We start from the raw sequence: 16,181 nt of genomic DNA, 5'->3' as shown, positions 1-16,181 counted from the left end.
TGTGTGCTGCGTACTTTTTTCGCTGGGCGGTATTTTGCCATATTGGTTTATCCTTTTTCGTTTTCTTATTTCTTCCGTTACGGCACGGTAGATGTGAAGGATTTTTTGATTCTGTGTGTAGTCTTCGACATGGCATCCTTTGTCGGGTATTTTGTTTCCTTAGGTTTTCTTGCGTTGTTTGTGTTTTATGATGGTGGTGTTTATATTGCTTGCTTCTTTGTTTCTCTCTTTCTTGATGATGTTGTGTTGTGTTTTGCACTACTATGCATATTCTCATTTCGGCTGCTTTTTCCTCTCATGATCGATACTTTTGGTCAAGAAATTGTCTACTCTGACCTTGCTGTGGTCTTTGGCTTTGTTTCTTTGCGTATTGTTTCTCTTTTTTTTTTCTTTTTGGTGTTCTCTTTTTTTTTATTAGTGATTCGTGTGTTTTCTTTTCGTCGTGAAGTGCTTATCGGCAATGAGCGATTTTATGTGTTTGATGCTGCCTTTATTTCATCGAGTGATGATTTCATGGACGGGCACAACATCGTTTGGGAATTTTCGTATTTTACTTATGTTTATTTCTTGCGATGTATTGATCCTTTTTTTTTTTATGTTTTCTATTTTGGGGAGTACTGTGGTTTTTTTTTTGTAGTTTGTGCGGGGGGTTATGTGGGGGACTTCTTTCAGGTTTTTGTTTCTATTTCTTTTGTAGAAGCTTATCTCCGGTATTTCTCTGCTTTCTTTGACGCTGCCTTTTTTTTATTATTTCCTACTTTTGTGGTGGTTTTCATTTCTGTTTTTAGGGTTATCGAAGAGATTCATTTTACGGTACACGTTCTTTTGATTATGGATTTGCTCCTTTTTTTTTTTTTTGGCTTTGGGGTTACTGATTGCATCGATTTTTCTTTTTTCTTTTGCTTTTCTCTTATTACTATTTGTTATTGCGTTTTTAGATTTTTTTGTAGATCAGCTGGAGGTCGTGTTGTTTTGGTTGTGTACGTCATGCAGCTTGGTAGATGGTAAAGTGTTTTCGTGTGTTGGTGTTGATCTTCCGTTTATTTTGCTGGTACTTTTTTACATGGCATCTGCCGTTGTATCTATTTATGAATCTCGCACTTTCTTGGTCGGTTGTGCTTTTTATCTGTGTTTTTTCATTGTGTCTTTCTGTTTTGGTTGTTGTTATTTGATTTTTTTGGCTTGCTCCTTTTCGTTCTATGTCGTCGAGGGTTTTTCTTTTTTTTTTGTTTATATTGTCTTTGATTTGTTAGTTTTCTGCTTGGGTAGCGAATGTTGTTTGGGTTTGGATTTTTTGTTTTTCTGATGTGCATGCTCCTTGGTGTCGGTCTTTTGGGCTGGCCAGTTGGAGTCTCAGGTTTCGTTGGCTTTTTGTGTTTTTGCACGGTTCTTGGAGGTTGTGTTCTGGATAGGGGCTGCCCTTGCGTTGCCATTATTGGGATATACGTTCGGTTTTGTTTAGTGGTTTCGTTTGATCGTTTTTTTACGTTCTTTTGTGTGTTGTATCGGGGGTTTGATGTACTGGTTTTTGGCGTGCTTGATATTCTTTTTGTTTTTTTGTTTGACCCTGAGTTGCTGGTTGTGTTGGTTGTTTTCGTTTCTGGTTTGCTTGACCCGGTCGTATTCGCATGGGCGATATTTGTTTTCTGCCTTTCGGCTTTCCTTCATGTGTTCAGTCTTGGTGCCTCTATTGTGATTTTGTGTGTGTTTTTTTTTGTTTCGTTTTTCACTGCTGGTGCTTTTGTGCTTAATGGTTGGTTCCTTGTTCATTTGTGTGGTGTGTTCTGCCGTTGTGTGGTTCTTGGTCGTGTTATTGTTGTTGACGTTGTTCTGGGTGTCGTTCTGGTCCTTCTTCATGCTCTTGGCATTGCGATCTTTGCTTTTTTTGATGATGGTGCCGTTTCGGTTGTTTCGTTGTTGCGTGGTTTGCCTGGCTTTCTTTTGCTACGGATTGGGATCTTTTACAAAGATGTCGGAATTCATGCCTGTTTTTGTGGATTTTTTTGTTTTGATTTTATGATGTCCGTTCTGTTTGTTGTGTATGGGCAACTCTACCTTGTTCTTTTTTGTTATTCCCGCGTTGTCTATGTTTTGTTTGGTATTTCGACTTTGCTTGTTGCCGTGCTTGGTGCCGGGTTTTCCCTTGTGCCTTCGGTTCCTCTGATTGGGGGTCATTGATGTTTTGACTATCGCGTTCGTTTTGCTTATGGGGCTTTCATTGTTATCGACTGGTGTTGGGGACTTGGAGCTTATTTCGCGCGTGCTGCTTTGGTTCTTGTTCCTTCTTGCGGATTTTTTGGTTTTCTTGTTGTTCTTTCTGTTGTTTTTGCCTATCGTGCTCTTTGTGTTTGGGTTGTTTTTTGCAGTTCCATTGGTTCTAATGCTACTTCTCTTCTTATTGATCTTGCTGTTTGTTTTTGGTACTTTATTTTTCAGGGACATACGGTATGCTCTGTTTTGTTTTTCTTGTTTTAGGTAGACTTGTGTTCGTTGTAAACGGGGTTCTTTGATTTTGATGTTCCTGGGTCCTTGTTTGTCTTTCGTCTGTTTTTGAGTCATTAGGCGTGCGCTCTATCGTTGTTTATTCTTATTGTTTTTGTCGCTCATCTGTTTGTTATCTTTTCCTTTTGGTTCGGTTCCTTTGGCAGTGCGTTTGCCTTCACTTGTGGTGTTGTTGTTGGCGCTTTTCGGAGCTATTCCATTTTCCTTCAGTCGCTCCTTGGTTGTGTGGGCTATTGTCCGGTTGGCTTTAAGGGTTGTACGGTCGGGGGTTTGTTTTGTTGTTTCTGTCCGTCTTGATGTTTTTCTGGATTGGTTTGTTCTAATGCGGCTTTCTTTGTTGCTGGCTTTGGCTCTGACCTCTTGGGTCTGGTTGGGTATGTCCCAGCTGATGGTGCCTTTTTTCTGGTCGTTTGTTTTCATTTTGCCCACCTCTTTTCTTTTTTGGGTCGTTTGTGTTTTTGTTGTATTGGTGTATCTCTGTTTCCGGCTTGGTTGTGTGGTTTCGTTTTTTCTGCTTTCGGATGCATTGATAGATGGGTTATTTTGTTTGGGGTATGTTCTGGTTTGCGTATCTGGTTTGTCTGATTCGTGAGGGGTGTGGAATTGTTTGCTGGGTTTGGTGTACGTGGCGAGTTTGGGGTGACCTGTATTCAGTCCTTTTGCAGTTCTATTTCGTTGTTTCCGCTGGTCGTTTTTTGCTGTTCTTTTTATCTTGGTGAATATTTCTTGTTTTTGGGGCCTTGTACGCCTGTGTTTCTGGTCTTGCCGTTTTTCGCTGGCGTGAATTGTACTTTTGGTGTTGGTTTTTTGCTGTTGGTTATTCGTGTCTTTGGTTTGTTTGTCTCCTTCGACCTTCGTCGGTTGGGTCTACTCGGTGTTTTTTGAGTTTCTGTTTCTTGTTATCTGTTTGGTCATCGTTTGGTCAGTGTCTGTTGCATGTAGACTTGTTGCTTTTCGTTTGGCCTTAATTGGAGTTCGGTTGGGGTTGGGAGTTTTGGTTTTTTGTTCTGTGTTGTTGGGTTGACTGTTGGTTGTCCCTTCTTATGTTTGGTGCGTTTGCGGTTTGTTGGTCTGGTTTATTTTGTTGTTTGTGGTCCCCATGATCCTTCTGGGTTGCTTGCTTTGTCTGGTTTTGATATCGGTCACCTTGTGGTTAATTTCTTTTTCTTGGAGTTTGCAGGTGTTGTTGCCAGTGGGCTTTGGTTTGTTTCTTCCTTGGATGGTGTTGTTTTTAGGGCTGTTCCATTTATCTGTGGCGTTCTTCATGTCGTGGGATCTGGTTTTCTGACATTTCTCGTATCCCTGAGGTGCTTTTTGGTTTTTGCTCATTTTGATGTGGTTTTGTTCTTTTTTTTTGCTTTTTTGTATGCGATGTTTCCTCTCGTCGTTTTGTATTACGGTTCCTAGTGTTTCGTTGTCGTTGTGCTTACAAACGCTTTTGACTTTCATGCCTCTGTTATTGCGCGTCCGGCGGTTGTCGGTTTTTTTCTTGAACGTTGTGATTCCCTCTTTGTTTTCATTTTGATTGTTGGGTTTTCGTTTGCTACAAAGTTCTGTTTTCTGTGTGTGGTTCTTGTTTGCGGTTCTGTCCCGTCTTTGTTTTTTGTCGCTTTTTTCTGTGGCGTTTTTTTTTGTTCTTCTTTTTTTACCGTCTTGCCCGCTGGTGCGTTTGGTTGCCGTCTGTTTTCTCTGTGGATCCGCCAGTTTGTTCTTTGCTTTTAATTGGGCTTTTGTTTCTTGATGCTTTTCTAGCTGGATGTCGTTCTGCACTTCTGCCATTTTATCTTTTGTTGTGTTTTGGTGCCAGCTTTTTTTCCATTTTGTACAATGTTTGTCGGGAGGTTTTATGATCCGTTTGTTCCGGTAAATTCTTGTGCTGGTATACTGGCTTTGGTCGGCGTCACGTTTGTTCTTTTTGCGCATGGTTATTGGATTGTTTCGTTCTTTGATGTCCTGAGTGATGTTTTGGCTGACCGGTTTATTACCGTTGGGCGTGTTGGCTGGTGGGTGTCTGTTGGGGTTTGGTTCCGTTTGCTTTTTCATCGCTTGGCTGTCGATGTCGTTGCTGGCGGGTTTGTCTGGTATGTTTGTTTGTTTGGGATTCTGTGCGCTTCCTCTGTGCTGGTAGCTTTTAGCACTCTTTCGCGTGGTCGATTTGTGTTCTTTGACGGAGCATTTGTTTGGTTGTGGGCGTTTTGTCGTTTTCTTGTTGTCTGGTTCTGTGTGCGTTTGCTTGGTGTCTTCCGCCATGTTCCATTGGCCGTGTTCTTTAATTAGTTTTGTCTGTCTTCTTGTGGCCTGGTGGTTCCTCGGGCTGTCTTTGATTTTATCGGCTCTGAGCTGGGCGATAGCGTCGGGTTGTTTCTTCCTAAAGGTTTATTTGTAGGTTATGGCTTTCGTTAGTGCCACTTGCGTCGTGTCGTAGCCGCGGCTGTCTTGGTATGTCTTTACCTTCGTTGCGGTTCTTATTTTGGGTAGTAGTATTATTTTTGTTTTGTTTTGTCTGCGCTTTCTATTGTTGATGTGTTTTATTGAGCTTTTCGGTTTTGTGCGACATGTTGTTCTCTTTTTTTTTGGCCTGATGACCTTTGTGATGAGGTGATTTTTGGCTTTTGCGGCTGTGCGGTTTATTGATTTTGGTATTATTGCGGTGATATTTGTTGGTGGTGTGTCGGTTCTCGTTCCCGTTTTTCTTTGGCTTATGGGTTGGCTGGAGCGTTTGTTCCTGTTTTCTATTATGGTGGATTGCCCCTTTAGGCTCTTAGGGGCTATGTGTATGGTTGTTTTTTTGTTCTGCGTGTGCCGCGTTTCTGTAGGTCTCGTGACTCTGTGCGTCTGCACCTTTCTCCGTCTTTTGGTTATGTCTAGCGTTCGGGCTTTTTCTTGTGTTGTTCTTTTGAGTGTCGGGATTGTAATGGGCAAATTCGTAAGATTTGTTCTCCTCACCGTGCTTATTCTCTTTGCTTTGGTGTTGCTGTGGGCCATTTTGTTGGTCTGGTTGCGGTTCTTTGGTGCGTACGTCAGGCTTGTCATCTGATTTTGGGTGTTTCTAGTTCGTGTTTGCGTTTTTGCGTTTCTTCTTTTTGTTGCGTTGCTGTCCCTGAGCAGATGCAGTCGGGTTGTAGTGTGCTGCGTGTTGCTTGGTTTGTTTGTTGTCTTTCTTAGTGTTATTTCCGTACTGGCCATGTGGTTGCTGCTGCCGTATTGTTGCGTTTGGTGCGTTGCGGGGTTTATGTGCTTTGTCGTTGTTCCGGGCATCTTTATGCTCTTGGTGGTTAGTTCCACTTGTTCGCTCTTGACTTGCTTGCTGGTTGTGGTGGTGTTTTTTTTTCGGTGATCTGTGTTTGACTGGATTTGCTTGGTTTTGGTAAGTTTGCTCCCGGTCGTTGGTGTGTTAAGTGTGGTGATCCTGATACTCGTGGTGTGATTTTGGCCCTCTGCCGTGTGGTGTTGATTGTTTGTTGTTATTTGTTTCCTGTTCCGGGTTCTTGTTACTGATTCGTTTTTTATTTTTACTTCTTAATTGCTTGGCTGGTTTGAGACCATTATGTTGTTTTTTGCGGCTGGTCCTGTTGTTTGTTGGTTTGCTGGTTGGTTGTTGTTCTGGGGTGCGTGATTTGTTTGTTATTGCAGTGGCTTTTCCTTTTTCGGCTGAACCCCTTTCTATGTTGGGGGGTGCTATTGCTGGTGGGTTGCCTTTTGGTTTCCCTGCTTCATTTTCTGCCTCGCAGGGCGATTCTTTGGTTTTTTCTTTTGCTGGGGTTCTGTATTTCGGTGCATTGGCCTGTGCGTTGCAATCCGGTGCTTGGGGAGGTGTATTTGTGTTGCCGGTTTGTCCCGGGTGCATCCTATCTACCTTTTGAATTGTTGCCACTGTTTTTTGCTTTGTTCCTGGCGTTTCTCTGGCCGGTGCGTGGTCAGTGGAAGCTGCAGGTAGGTATAAGTTGGTTTTTTATCTTCGCTATTTTTTTTTCTTTTTCCCTTCTTTCAGTGAATTGTCTGGGTTTTTCTGGGTAGTTTCCGCTATGGTGTTTTGATTGATCTCTTTCTGGCTTCTTTTAGTGGGGGTTTTGTTGCCTTTTCCGGCTCGCGATGGTCATTTTATTCGAAGGTGTTGGGGTGCGCTGTTCTGGATTTTTTTTGAATGTTTTTCTCTTCTTGCTAGGTTTGTTTTGGTTTTTCGTTTTATACGGATTGTTGGTTGTTTTATTGGTGTTTTCTGGGACTACGGTTCTGTTGTGATTTGTGCTGTTGGTTGTATTTTTCTTGCCGTTATGGTTTGTCCGGCGGGGTAGGTTATCGATTCTATGGTTTTCTGGAGTCATTTTTTCGCTTCTTTGAGTGCTTATGTCTTTGGGAAGTTCATTACCTTTGGTGTGTACTTTAGTCCGATTTGGCTTTTTCGTTCCGTGTTTGAGGGGGGTTGGTGGGTTTAGGTCATCTTTGTTTTCGTTGCACGGCTTGTCGTCGATCAGTGCTTTATCGGCGTCTTTTATTGTGTGGTTATTGCTTGTTAGTTTGGGTTGCTTTTGGTTTTCGGGTCTTTTTGTCTTTTGCTTATTCTTGTTTCGGTTTATTTGTGCCTAGTTTTTTTTGGGTGTTTTGAGCGTGTCTGTTGTTTTTCTATTTTTGTCGCGTTGTTTTGTTGGATTCTGTGCGAAGTGGTCTTTGCCTTCTTTTTCAGTTTGGTCATTCTTAATTGTTTTCGCCTTGGAGCGTTTGGCATCCCTTGTTTTGATATGATTCTTGTCCGGATTGGTTGCTTTGGCTGCGGCTGGGCTTTTGTCTTTGTCGGTACCCGGGGTGTTGGGGGTTACGATTGGCCGGCTTCTGCCCATGTCTTTGGTTTGTTTATAGGGTTTTTTGATCTCGCATCGCGCTTCTTTGTTGTTTTGGGCGTTGATTTTCTGTGTATGACTGCAATGGGCCATGCTTTCGTATTGTTTTTTGTCTTTTCCCTTCTGGTGTTTGGTGTTTGTGTCTTCGCTTTTTTCGTGCTGTATGTTAGCCTTGGGGAGGATGCCTGGGTTTGTTCGACTAGTGGCCTTGTCGATTTGAGTTGTGTCGGTTTCTCTGCGTTGCGGCTGTCTGGTGGTGTCCTCCGTCGGGTCTTTTTCCGTTGGCTCGTCTAGTTTTTCGGTTGTAGTTGGTTTGTTGGCCTTTTTCTTTTTGGGGATGTTGCGTTCGTCTATACTGTTTATTTTTCCAAGGTTTTTGGCTTGTTTGCTATTCATGTTGGCACTTTGGGGTTTTTGTTGGGCGATGAGTCGTTTGTTTTTATTTTTATTGAGTATTGCGTGTTGTTTTCTCCTTTTTGTTGCAATATTGTCTGTCTAGATACCTTTCTGTGGGTTTTTTCATGGTTTCGTGATATTTTCTTTGGTTTTTCGAATTCCCTGGTAATGAGCTGTTGTGATCTATCGGCTTTTATTTTTTGTGGTGTTTCTCTTGGTGATTTTCTTGGTGCTCTTCTTTGTCAGTTTCCAGAAATTTTCTATCTGTGACGGGCCGTGTTAAGTAGTTGCTTTGTGGGGTGCGGTGGGAGACGCTTTAGCTTCTTCTTCAGTGTGTCTGTATTTGTGCGTGTTTTCTTGTTGTTTGACATTGTCGTCGCGAGGATTTTCTCATGACGATATGGTTATTTTGGCACAGGGTTGGGATATAATGATTGACTGTTTGGTAAGAGATTTGAATTTTTATTGCTTTGCCATTATGTGTGTGGGCGGATTTGTTTCTGTTATCGCTTCCGTTGCTTTGTGCTTCATGCTTGGTTCTGGCTGTGTGGGTTTGGGGTCCCTTGTGGCATAATGTGTGGTTGTAGGAGTGTTCTTTGGCGTTTACGACAGTCGGCTTTTGGTGTTTGGCCCCGATTTTTTGGTTATTGTGTGACCTGCTTTAAGTTTTTTTGAGTTGAAGTATGAGGCGTGTTCCGCCTAGGTTGTCGATCCGGGTGTGTAGTTTCTTTTGTTCTGTTTGGTTGTGGGGCGAGGCATGTGGTTTCTGGTTTCTTTTGCGTGTTTTTTCTTATTTTTCTTCGCGGTGTGCGTGTTGTTGCTCTTTGTGGCCTTTTTTAGGTTGTGTGTTGTTTTTTCCGTCTGCTTTTTGGGTGTTGTGTGGAGATTTTCTGTGCGGTCCGTGTTCTTATAGTTGTTGCCCTTTTTCTGCGCGTTCGTCCAATCGTGGTGGGTGTTCCCTTTATTGGTTTTGTCTTTCTTTTTTGACGTTGCGTCATTGTTGAGATCTTTCGGGCGTATGTTACGCGTTTTTGCCTTTGCTTGTGACGGGTTTTGGTGTTCATTTTTGTGTGCCGGTAGCTGTGTCTTATTTTGTTCCTGGCCCTCGGGCATGTATCTGTTTGATGGTTTCATTTCTTGGTCGTCTTTGTTCGGGCTTATGTGGTTTGTTTTGGATGGTGCCTTCTTTCTCGTTCCCTCGTTTGTTAGTTTTGCAGCCTTGTTTTTTGTTGTTTCTTTGTTCTTGCTGGCGTTTTGGCCGGTTTCTTTGGCCGTTCTGTCTTTCCCGTTAGGGGTTAGTTTGCAATTCTTTGCTTTTGTGGTGCTGCTTTTTCTGGTTACGTGTCTGTTTGTTTTTGGATCATTTTCATCCAGTATTTTCTGTTTAGCATATCGCATTTGGTGTGGTTTGTTGTGATATGGTTCTTGGGTTGTCTGTCTTTTCGATTTCGGTAGTTTCGTATCAAGTCGGTGTTTGTAGTTTTCTGCTTTGTGTCTTTTCGGTGTTTTGTTGGTGCGTGATTTGTTTGTTGATGCTGTTGGAGGTTGCTGGTCTGTTTTGAATGTGGCATTTTCGGTTTCTGGTTGTGTGATTTTAGGGGTGTTTGAAGTGGTTTGGTTATGTGCGCGTCTTCGTTTTTTTCTTATTTTAGGATTTTCGAGGTCTTTTTGTCGTTCTTTGTTTTTTTTGTCTTTTTTATGGCCTGCTGTTTGGCGGGAAGGGCTGAAGGTGTTTTTTTTCCGTTTGGGAAGCTTAGGCTGACCTTCGGCGTGGCGGGGAGCGGTCTGGTTGTCTCTGTTGTGGTCTTTATGCATCACGCTGTGATTATGCGCGGGCAGCTTGTTGTGGCTGTTGTTGCTGTGTGCCTTTTGCTTGATGGTTTCTGGCTGATCTTCCTGTCAGTTTTCGGGTTTGTTTGGAGTTTGCTCCCGGTCTGGGGTGAGCCTATATTTATCGGCACGTTTTGTTGTGAATTGCTGGTTGGTGTTGAGCTTGTGGTTTTCCGCCGTTTTTTTCATGTCCGTTTCCGTGTTTGTGCCGTTGGAGTCGGTTTCTTCTGTGATTTTGCGCGACAGATTGCTCTGGTTTGTTTTGTCGTGCTGGTCGATTTTACGTTGTTTGGTATGTTTGTTTCTTCTGCGGCTTTGTGGATTTCTGGCGATTTTGGTACGCAGGACTATTCTTTTCACTGGTGTTACTTGTCTGTAATGCTTGGTTTTTTGTCGGTAGTCATGACTGTGCGTGTTTGCCCGTGTGCTTTCTGGCCGCGGGTTGTGTGTTTGTTTCTTGTGTTGACGGGCGTGGTTGTTTTCTTTATTATCTTGCCTTTGTGATTTTTGGTGGACTATTGGTGTATTCGGCTGCATCTTGATGGCGCTTCCTTTGTTTTTGGGTGTTTGCTCCCTTGCTTTGCCCCGGGGGGTAATGTGTACCTGCATTTTCCCTTCTTTGTTGCGTGTGTTTTGGTTATTGTGGGTGACGTTGCTCTTGTCCTTCTGGCGTCCATCTTGTTGTTGATTCTTACGGATCTTTGCTAATCTGCGGTTATTTCGTGGCTTTTCGTTTTGACCTGCATTGGTTTATGGTTGGTTTTGATTGCGGGCTGTTTTCTTTGGGCCTTTATTTTCGCCGTTCGTTCCTTGTGCTTGGGTGATATTTTCTTTACTGTTGTGCACCGGTGTGGGTTTTTTCTTGGTATTACGTGTTTTGTGAAGTTTTTCATTTTCTTTGGCGTTTGCCATGTTTTTGTTCCTGTTTTTGTGGAAGGCTGGGGTATTGGTTGGGTTGACTGGTTTGGTCCTCGTTGGTCCTTTTTTTTTGGTTTTCTTGGTTCTTCTGTTTGTTTCGCGTTTACGGTAGTTAGTGGGTGTGGACGCTTCTTTGGTGTCCTTCTTTTGTTGCATCTCGCTGCTTTTTCTTCGGTTCGTATTTCTGCCCGTCGTCTTGCCGTGGCCTATCTATTGCTGATCGCTTCTGTTTACGGTGGTTTCACCAGTGGTTACGTCTTTGGTTTGTTTCCGCGTTGCGCGCCTCCTTATGGCCTGTGGTTGGTTTACTTTTCCCTGTATTGCGTCCCTGGCGTTGCCGGTTGTAGTCTTATTGTTTTTGTGTCTGTTTCTGTTCGTCCTTGAGGTGTTTGGGTCGCTTTTCTTAATTTCATCGTCACTGATTCCGCCCGCGTCATCGAGTACTTCGGTTTTTTCTTTCGTCGCCCCTTTGATAGTGGTATTTTTGTTTTTTGCTGTTTGTTGGGTTTCCTAGTGGATTATTGTCCGTGGCTGTTTGCGATTTTTATGAGTGTTTTTTATCGAATCATCGCTGTCTATTTTGGTACTCGTTTGGTTCGCCGTTTCTTTTTTTTGTTTTGTTTTTCCTGTCTGTTGTTGTTTGTTGGCGGTTTACGTGACTATTCCTTTTGCTTTATTGTTGGTTTCCCTTTTCTTAGAGATGTGGCCGTGGATTGTGATTATGGTTCGTCTCTTGTAGTTGACGCTTTTAATTTTATTATTTTTGTTCGTTCGGCGGAAGTAGCTTAGCCCTGGTTTGTTGGGTGTCCTAGTAGCGCTTGTAGTTATCCTTCCGTTTTGCATTTTGTTTTTCTCGATTCTGCTTAGCAGTCTGTCGGCTCGATTTCTGCTTCTGCCACTGATGCTCATTATCGAATTTTTCCGGTTGCGTATTGTTTTCTGCAGGGCATGTTTACTTCTTCCACTCTTTTTCAGTTTGATAGCTTTTCCTGTTGCGGTTCTTGTTTTTGTCTGCTTCCAGTTCCAGCGGATTTTCCATTTAGAGGATTTGAGGATTTGTTCGGTCTTGTCTAATTCGTGTAGGTTTTGTCGTTGCGCTTTTTGTCTAGTCGATCTTTATTTTCGTACGGTCTGTATTGTTTTTAGTATTGATCCATTGTTTCTTTCTTTTTGTTTCTATTTTTTGTGGAATGGGGTCTATTGTGTCTGGTATTTGTTGCTTGTTTTGTGTATTCGCCTTTGTCATTTCTTTGAATGTTATTTCTTCTTTTACGTTGGCTTGGTTGTGTCCCTTTGTTTTTTCCTTTTCTTGTTCCTTCGTTTGTTTGCTTTTTTTTTTATTGTGTATTTCCATCTTTATTGGTGAGTATTTTTTCTTCTGAGGTTATGACTGCATTTCTGTATTTGCTTTTTGGCTATAGTTGTTGTTTTTGTGTTTGTCTTCGCTTTTTTGTTTAATAATTTTGGGGTCACTCATTATGTTCTTCTTAGTTTGGTTAGCCGTTTGGGTTTCTGCTGAATTCTTGGTTGCACGGTGGTTGTTGGCCGCTTCTTTGCTACGGGTCGTTTGTCTGGTGTTCTTACCTGCGTTATGCTTTGGTTTTCTGGTTGGCGTATGTTGTTTCAGTACCTTCGGCACGGTTATTTTCTGTTTGGTGTCTTCTGTTTTTTGATCATTCGCTCTGCTTGTTGCTTGATTTATCTTCTTGGTTTGGTGATTGGGTTGCGTGCCTTTGTGGAGTGCCCGGTCGTGGTAAATATCTTGTGTGGGGTTGATCTTTGTGTCCGTTTTTCTTGAGCTCGTGTTATTGTTATTTTGTGGCGTTGTGCCTTTGGGTTTTTCATCGTTTTTTTCCATCGTTTTCTCTATGTCTTTTGAGCCGTCACGTCGGCCCAGATCGGTGAGTGTTATTTTTTTGGTATCTTTATCATCTGTTTTGTTTTTGTGTTTGTTTGCCTTGTTAGTGTATTCCTTGGTTTCTTGCTTTTTGTCATGACTGTGCTTCAGCTTGATTGTTTTTTTCATCTTGTTGTGGTTCTTTTCCGGCTTTGTCGATTGAGTATCGTCTTTATGTTTATCCGTCCTTGTACTTTTGCACTTTCTGCCTGCTCCTTTCTTGTTATGTTCGTTTGCGAGCGGTTTATTTTTGTTCTTCCGGTGTTCATTGGTATCCGCATCGTCCTGGGTGGCGCCGTTGTCTCTTATTGTTAGCCCTGCACTTGCCCCGGCCGTCTAGTCGTTCAATTGATGGTTCTTCTTTTGTGTTTTTTTTGGGGTTTTCTCCTTCGGTTTGTTTCTTTTGTTGTTTTTTGCCTTCCCCGATTTTTTTTTTTGGTTTATTTGTTGCATATTTATTCTTTCCGGGTCTTGTCCTTGTTCCTTTCTCGTGCGTTTGTATTTTCTGTATTTATTGATGCTCTCTTTATTCTCCTTCGCTTACTGCTTTCTTTGTATTTTTTCTGCAGTTTCTTCTTGCTGTGTTTTCTGATGAGCCGGTTGTGTGGCATTTTGTTTTGCTTGCTCCTTCTTGTTGCTGTGCATCGTTATTTCGTTGTGTTTTTGGTCATCAGGGTTGGTTTTTCGAATGCTGTTGTGTTCTGTCTTGTTCGCGAGATTTAAGTTTTTTTGTGGTTTTGGTCCGGTGGTGGTCTTTATCCGTTGGTCGTTCTAGGTTTTATCCTTTATTTTGATGTGGTAGTAGAGTCCGGGGGCTGCCTTGCGTTTACTTTCGTGGTCTGGCTGGTTGCTGCTGCTGTGGCCTCTGTTTTTTTGGTAGGGACTTAGTGTGCCGTCCTGAGTGCGTGTGATTCCTGCATCGTCATCTTGCTGATCTTCAGTCATGATGGCCCCAAGGTGTGTTGTTTTATTTGCGGTTTTTTTATCGAGTTTGTTTCTGCTTTTGCGGTGACTGTCTGTCTTTTTCTTTATTGTTTTGGTGTTGTTTGTTTCATTGCCTGCTCCGGTTGCTTCATCGCTTTTACTTCGCGTACCGTTCGTGGTGTTGTTTTCGTCTAGTTTTTTTCGTTCGCTGCTTTTGGTAACGGACTTCTTTAGATGGTTCGGGTTCATTGCGTCTTCCGTTTGGTTTCCCTTATCTTTGCGAGTGCCGTACTCTTTATGGGTACGTCTGATGGTTTCGTGGTGTTTGGTTGTCATGACGTTACCTGTCTCTTCGGCGACCTTAGTGGCAAGGTGTTGGTCTTCATTGATCCGGGTTTGGCCTTTTTCTGTCCAGAGATAGTTTGTTTTGTTGCGCTAAAGGATTTCGAGAATCTTGTTTTATGCTTTTTGGTTGATGTTACCGAGATGTGTGTTGCCCCGTTTTGGATAGGTGTGGCGTTCGTCGTTGTTGCTTTTTTTGCGTTATTTCACGGTCTGTTTGCTTTGAGTGTATTGGTTTCTTTTCACTTTTTTACGGTCGTGTTTGGCGATTGTGGTCTCTGCCGTTCCGTTCTGTGGTGTCTGCTTCATGTTTCGTTCGAGTTTATATGTATTGTCTCTTGTGGCGGTGTTATCGGTTTTGTCAGTCATGAGTTTCTTCTTTTCAGTTGTTATGGTTTTTTTTTTCTTTTTTCGTTTCATTGCCTTATTTCTTTTGGCGTTGGACTTGGTTTGGTTGTTTTTACCGACGGTACCATTTGGGTTGTTGGCGTTGTCGGAGGCGTTAATTTGTTTGAGGTCGTTTTGCGTGTTGCGGTTTTGAATTTTACCGCTTTCCGTTTCCTTGCCATCGTAGTTGATTGTGTGCTTTGTTGGTCGAAGGGGGGAGTTTTGTTTGGTTTTTTTAATTGATGTGTATCTTTTTGCAGCCCGAGGGGTCGGCGAATACGTCCTATCTTTCCCAAAGCTGAATCCTATACAGGTGTTTGTTCCTTTTTCGTTTAGTTTAGCTGTTTTTTGTGTACTGGTACTCGCTAAGTCTTTTCCCTGTTTTTTTTGGGTTGGGTTTCTGTCTTAGTGCGTTCTTGTGTTTTGTCTTTTCTGGCGGGTTGTGTTCTATCGTATTTTTCGGTTTTTATTTGGGTGGTTTTTTTTTTTCGTGTGTTGTTGGTTTACTTTGCTAGGCTGTCTTCTCTGAAGCTGTTGAACTTATTGGTTTTGTTTTCTTCAACCCCCGTGTATTTGATTTGTCAGTCCCGGTCGGTTTTATTGTGTGTCTGTATCGGTTAAGTGTTATTGTGCTTTTCCTGGGTCTCTCGCTTTAATTCTTCATTTTTCTTTCGGGTGAACGGGTTGTCTGTTTCTCTTTTGTGATCGGTTTGTGGTTGTTGTTCTGGCGGTTTCTGTTTCTGGATGGTGCGCGGCTTCAGTTGTTTTCTTTCTTGCTCCTCCTTGTTCTGTTGTTCTGTGTATTGCTTCTATTTCTTCTTGGTTAGCTTCAGCCGTTGTATCATTTTGCGCGTGTGGTGTGTCTCTTTGTTTTTTTGCTCCTTCTTCTGTCTGTGTTTCTTCATGCGGGTAGAGGTACTGAAATGCAGCGTTTTTCCGTGTGTATTGGTGGGCTGTGTGGCAATATTCTCTTTGTTGTTCTTTCTTAGTTTCGGGGCTTTGTTTTTAGTTAACTTGTTGCCAGCGGTCTAGTTACCGTATCGACTGTCGTGGTTCACGATGTGTTTTAGTTTTTCGGTGTCGGTTTTCGTTCCTCGGGTGGCATGTGCGTGCATGCTGGCAGTGTTTTGCGGCGTGTTTTGCAGATTTTTTGTGCTTTTGTGTGTCGGGTTTGTTACTTTTCCGCCCTGAGCTTTTTTCTTTTTGGTCTCTATGCGTATGTGTGATGAAGGATGGTTGGTGGGTGTTACTTGCTTTCGATTCGCGCTTGCTTTTCCTTTGTGGGTTTTCTGGTGGGCCGGATCGCTGTCTCTTTGTTTGGCTTTTGGTTTTTTTTTGTTCATGGTTTTTTTCTTTGTTTCGTGGTTTGGCGCTGCTGTTTTCTGCCGAATAGCGACACCTTTTGCCTTCCAATTACGTTCTGTGGCTGTCGATCGTTTCCGCTTTTATGCCTCGTTGCGGGATGTGTTGCTTACTTGTTTATCTTTTCTATTGTTTTCGCTTGCCGTTCTTTTGCAGCGCCGCATGTTTTCTTTGGGAGCTGCTTAGTTGCTATCCTTTCTTGGCCGGGGTGGTGTGAGGTTTTTATATTTTCTGTGTTCCGTTTTGTGGTTTGGAAGGATGTGATTCCAGGTTGCGAGTTTGTGTTTTTGGGCATATCGGGTTTCTGGGTTGGTTCTGTGAATATGTTTGGTCTACTTCGACTTGTTTTTGGTTTTGCGTGTCTCTGTCCGCTTGCTGTTGTTGGTGGAGTCTGTGCTTGTTTCTTTTGTTGGAGAGTTCTTGCGACTTGTGTTGGCGCCTCTGGTTTGTGACGGTTTTCCGTTCACGGTGTCCGGGTCGATTGCGCTTGGAGTATGCTCTTTTTCATGTGGCGTCAGTTCGTCTATGGGTTTTTGGGTAATTGCTTTTGGTCCTTGCGTATTGGGCTGCGTGTTGTCACGTCTCTTTTGCCGCTGTTATCTGGGAGTAGGGAGTTTTTTGTGATCGGGTCGTTTGGTCGGGTTCTTGTTGTTTTTATGTTTGGTAATTGTTTATGCATGGGCAATTCCCTTTTTGATTCCTCCCTGCTCGTTGCGTAGTTTTTGTTTTATTTTTTTCTCAGTCAATGGTTATGTGATGTTATTAGCTGCTTCCTTGAACTCAAG

16 protein-coding genes and 1 pseudogene are annotated in these 16,181 nt (G+C 42.6%); 4 read left to right on the top strand and 13 right to left on the bottom strand.

Going from position 1 to position 16,181, the window contains the following annotated elements:
• Nucleotides 1-129 precede the first annotated feature (129 nt).
• Both C511_RS0102865 and C511_RS17705 read left to right on the top strand, forming a co-directional pair.
• The gene (locus C511_RS0102865; protein ID WP_154657458.1) at nucleotides 130-1,008 is read left to right on the top strand and encodes a hypothetical protein; all 879 of its coding nucleotides are present in this window, start codon (nucleotides 130-132) and stop codon (nucleotides 1,006-1,008) included.
• A gap of 264 nt (nucleotides 1,009-1,272) precedes the next feature.
• Nucleotides 1,273-2,178 carry a hypothetical protein gene (locus C511_RS17705; RefSeq protein WP_161625892.1) on the top strand — a complete coding sequence of 302 codons (906 nt, stop codon included), beginning with the start codon at nucleotides 1,273-1,275 and terminating at the stop codon, nucleotides 2,176-2,178.
• Nucleotides 2,179-2,571: 393 nt separating this feature from the next.
• Here the strand turns inward: C511_RS17705 and C511_RS0102840 are convergent, their stop codons facing one another.
• Nucleotides 2,572-2,922: a hypothetical protein gene (locus C511_RS0102840; RefSeq protein ID WP_034781307.1), complete on the bottom strand. Its 351-nt coding sequence runs from the start codon at nucleotides 2,920-2,922 to the stop codon at nucleotides 2,572-2,574.
• Between the two features lie 177 nt (nucleotides 2,923-3,099).
• Here C511_RS0102840 and C511_RS17700 point away from each other — a divergent pair, with 177 nt between their 5' ends.
• Nucleotides 3,100-3,387 (top strand): hypothetical protein, encoded by a 288-nt coding sequence (locus C511_RS17700; protein ID WP_154657456.1) that lies wholly within the window; start codon nucleotides 3,100-3,102, stop codon nucleotides 3,385-3,387.
• 156 nt (nucleotides 3,388-3,543) lie between these two features.
• On the opposite strand, the gene C511_RS0102835 is transcribed toward C511_RS17700, so the two are convergent.
• From C511_RS0102835 to C511_RS17685, 7 genes are all read right to left on the bottom strand, one after another.
• The gene (locus C511_RS0102835; protein WP_027317762.1) at nucleotides 3,544-4,752 is read right to left on the bottom strand and encodes a hypothetical protein; all 1,209 of its coding nucleotides are present in this window, start codon (nucleotides 4,750-4,752) and stop codon (nucleotides 3,544-3,546) included.
• Nucleotides 4,753-4,878: 126 nt separating this feature from the next.
• The gene (locus tag C511_RS16055) at nucleotides 4,879-5,787 is read right to left on the bottom strand and encodes a hypothetical protein (RefSeq protein WP_154657455.1); all 909 of its coding nucleotides are present in this window, start codon (nucleotides 5,785-5,787) and stop codon (nucleotides 4,879-4,881) included.
• A gap of 109 nt (nucleotides 5,788-5,896) precedes the next feature.
• Nucleotides 5,897-6,376, bottom strand: a complete 480-nt coding sequence (locus C511_RS17695; protein WP_154657454.1) for a hypothetical protein — start codon at nucleotides 6,374-6,376, stop codon at nucleotides 5,897-5,899.
• Nucleotides 6,377-7,085: 709 nt separating this feature from the next.
• Nucleotides 7,086-7,736: a hypothetical protein gene (locus tag C511_RS0102815; RefSeq protein WP_027317759.1), complete on the bottom strand. Its 651-nt coding sequence runs from the start codon at nucleotides 7,734-7,736 to the stop codon at nucleotides 7,086-7,088.
• 699 nt (nucleotides 7,737-8,435) lie between these two features.
• Complete coding sequence (locus C511_RS0102805) at nucleotides 8,436-9,551, bottom strand: hypothetical protein (protein ID WP_027317758.1); 1,116 nt, start codon at nucleotides 9,549-9,551, stop codon at nucleotides 8,436-8,438.
• Between the two features lie 84 nt (nucleotides 9,552-9,635).
• Nucleotides 9,636-10,175: a hypothetical protein gene (locus C511_RS17690; protein WP_154657453.1), complete on the bottom strand. Its 540-nt coding sequence runs from the start codon at nucleotides 10,173-10,175 to the stop codon at nucleotides 9,636-9,638.
• A gap of 141 nt (nucleotides 10,176-10,316) precedes the next feature.
• Nucleotides 10,317-10,478 carry a hypothetical protein gene (locus C511_RS17685; protein WP_154657452.1) on the bottom strand — a complete coding sequence of 54 codons (162 nt, stop codon included), beginning with the start codon at nucleotides 10,476-10,478 and terminating at the stop codon, nucleotides 10,317-10,319.
• Between the two features lie 18 nt (nucleotides 10,479-10,496).
• On the opposite strand from C511_RS17685, the gene C511_RS17680 reads away from it, so the two are divergent.
• Entirely contained in the window at nucleotides 10,497-10,868 is a 372-nt protein-coding gene (locus C511_RS17680) for a hypothetical protein (protein WP_154657451.1), read from the top strand.
• A 721-nt stretch (nucleotides 10,869-11,589) separates the two neighbouring features.
• On the opposite strand, the gene C511_RS0102780 is transcribed toward C511_RS17680, so the two are convergent.
• From C511_RS0102780 to C511_RS0102755, 5 genes and pseudogenes are all read right to left on the bottom strand, one after another.
• A complete protein-coding gene (locus C511_RS0102780) occupies nucleotides 11,590-11,838 on the bottom strand; it encodes a hypothetical protein (RefSeq protein ID WP_027317754.1) in 249 nt (82 codons plus the stop codon).
• A gap of 30 nt (nucleotides 11,839-11,868) precedes the next feature.
• Nucleotides 11,869-12,510, bottom strand: coding sequence for a hypothetical protein (locus C511_RS0102775; RefSeq protein WP_027317753.1), 642 nt, complete (start codon nucleotides 12,508-12,510; stop codon nucleotides 11,869-11,871).
• 642 nt (nucleotides 12,511-13,152) lie between these two features.
• Nucleotides 13,153-13,728 (bottom strand): annotated as a pseudogene (locus C511_RS0102765) (glycosyl hydrolase 115 family protein); the annotation flags it as partial.
• A 120-nt stretch (nucleotides 13,729-13,848) separates the two neighbouring features.
• On the bottom strand, nucleotides 13,849-14,067 hold the full coding sequence (locus tag C511_RS16050) for a hypothetical protein (RefSeq protein ID WP_034781283.1): 219 nt from the start codon (nucleotides 14,065-14,067) through the stop codon (nucleotides 13,849-13,851).
• A gap of 995 nt (nucleotides 14,068-15,062) precedes the next feature.
• Nucleotides 15,063-15,377 carry a hypothetical protein gene (locus C511_RS0102755; protein ID WP_027317750.1) on the bottom strand — a complete coding sequence of 105 codons (315 nt, stop codon included), beginning with the start codon at nucleotides 15,375-15,377 and terminating at the stop codon, nucleotides 15,063-15,065.
• Nucleotides 15,378-16,181 lie beyond the last annotated feature (804 nt).

Source organism: Bacteroides graminisolvens DSM 19988 = JCM 15093, assembly GCF_000428125.1.
GTDB classification, from domain to species: Bacteria; Bacteroidota; Bacteroidia; order Bacteroidales; family Bacteroidaceae; genus Bacteroides; species Bacteroides graminisolvens.
Note: the sequence above shows the minus strand (reverse complement) of the source record. Positions and strands in the feature narration are given on the sequence as shown.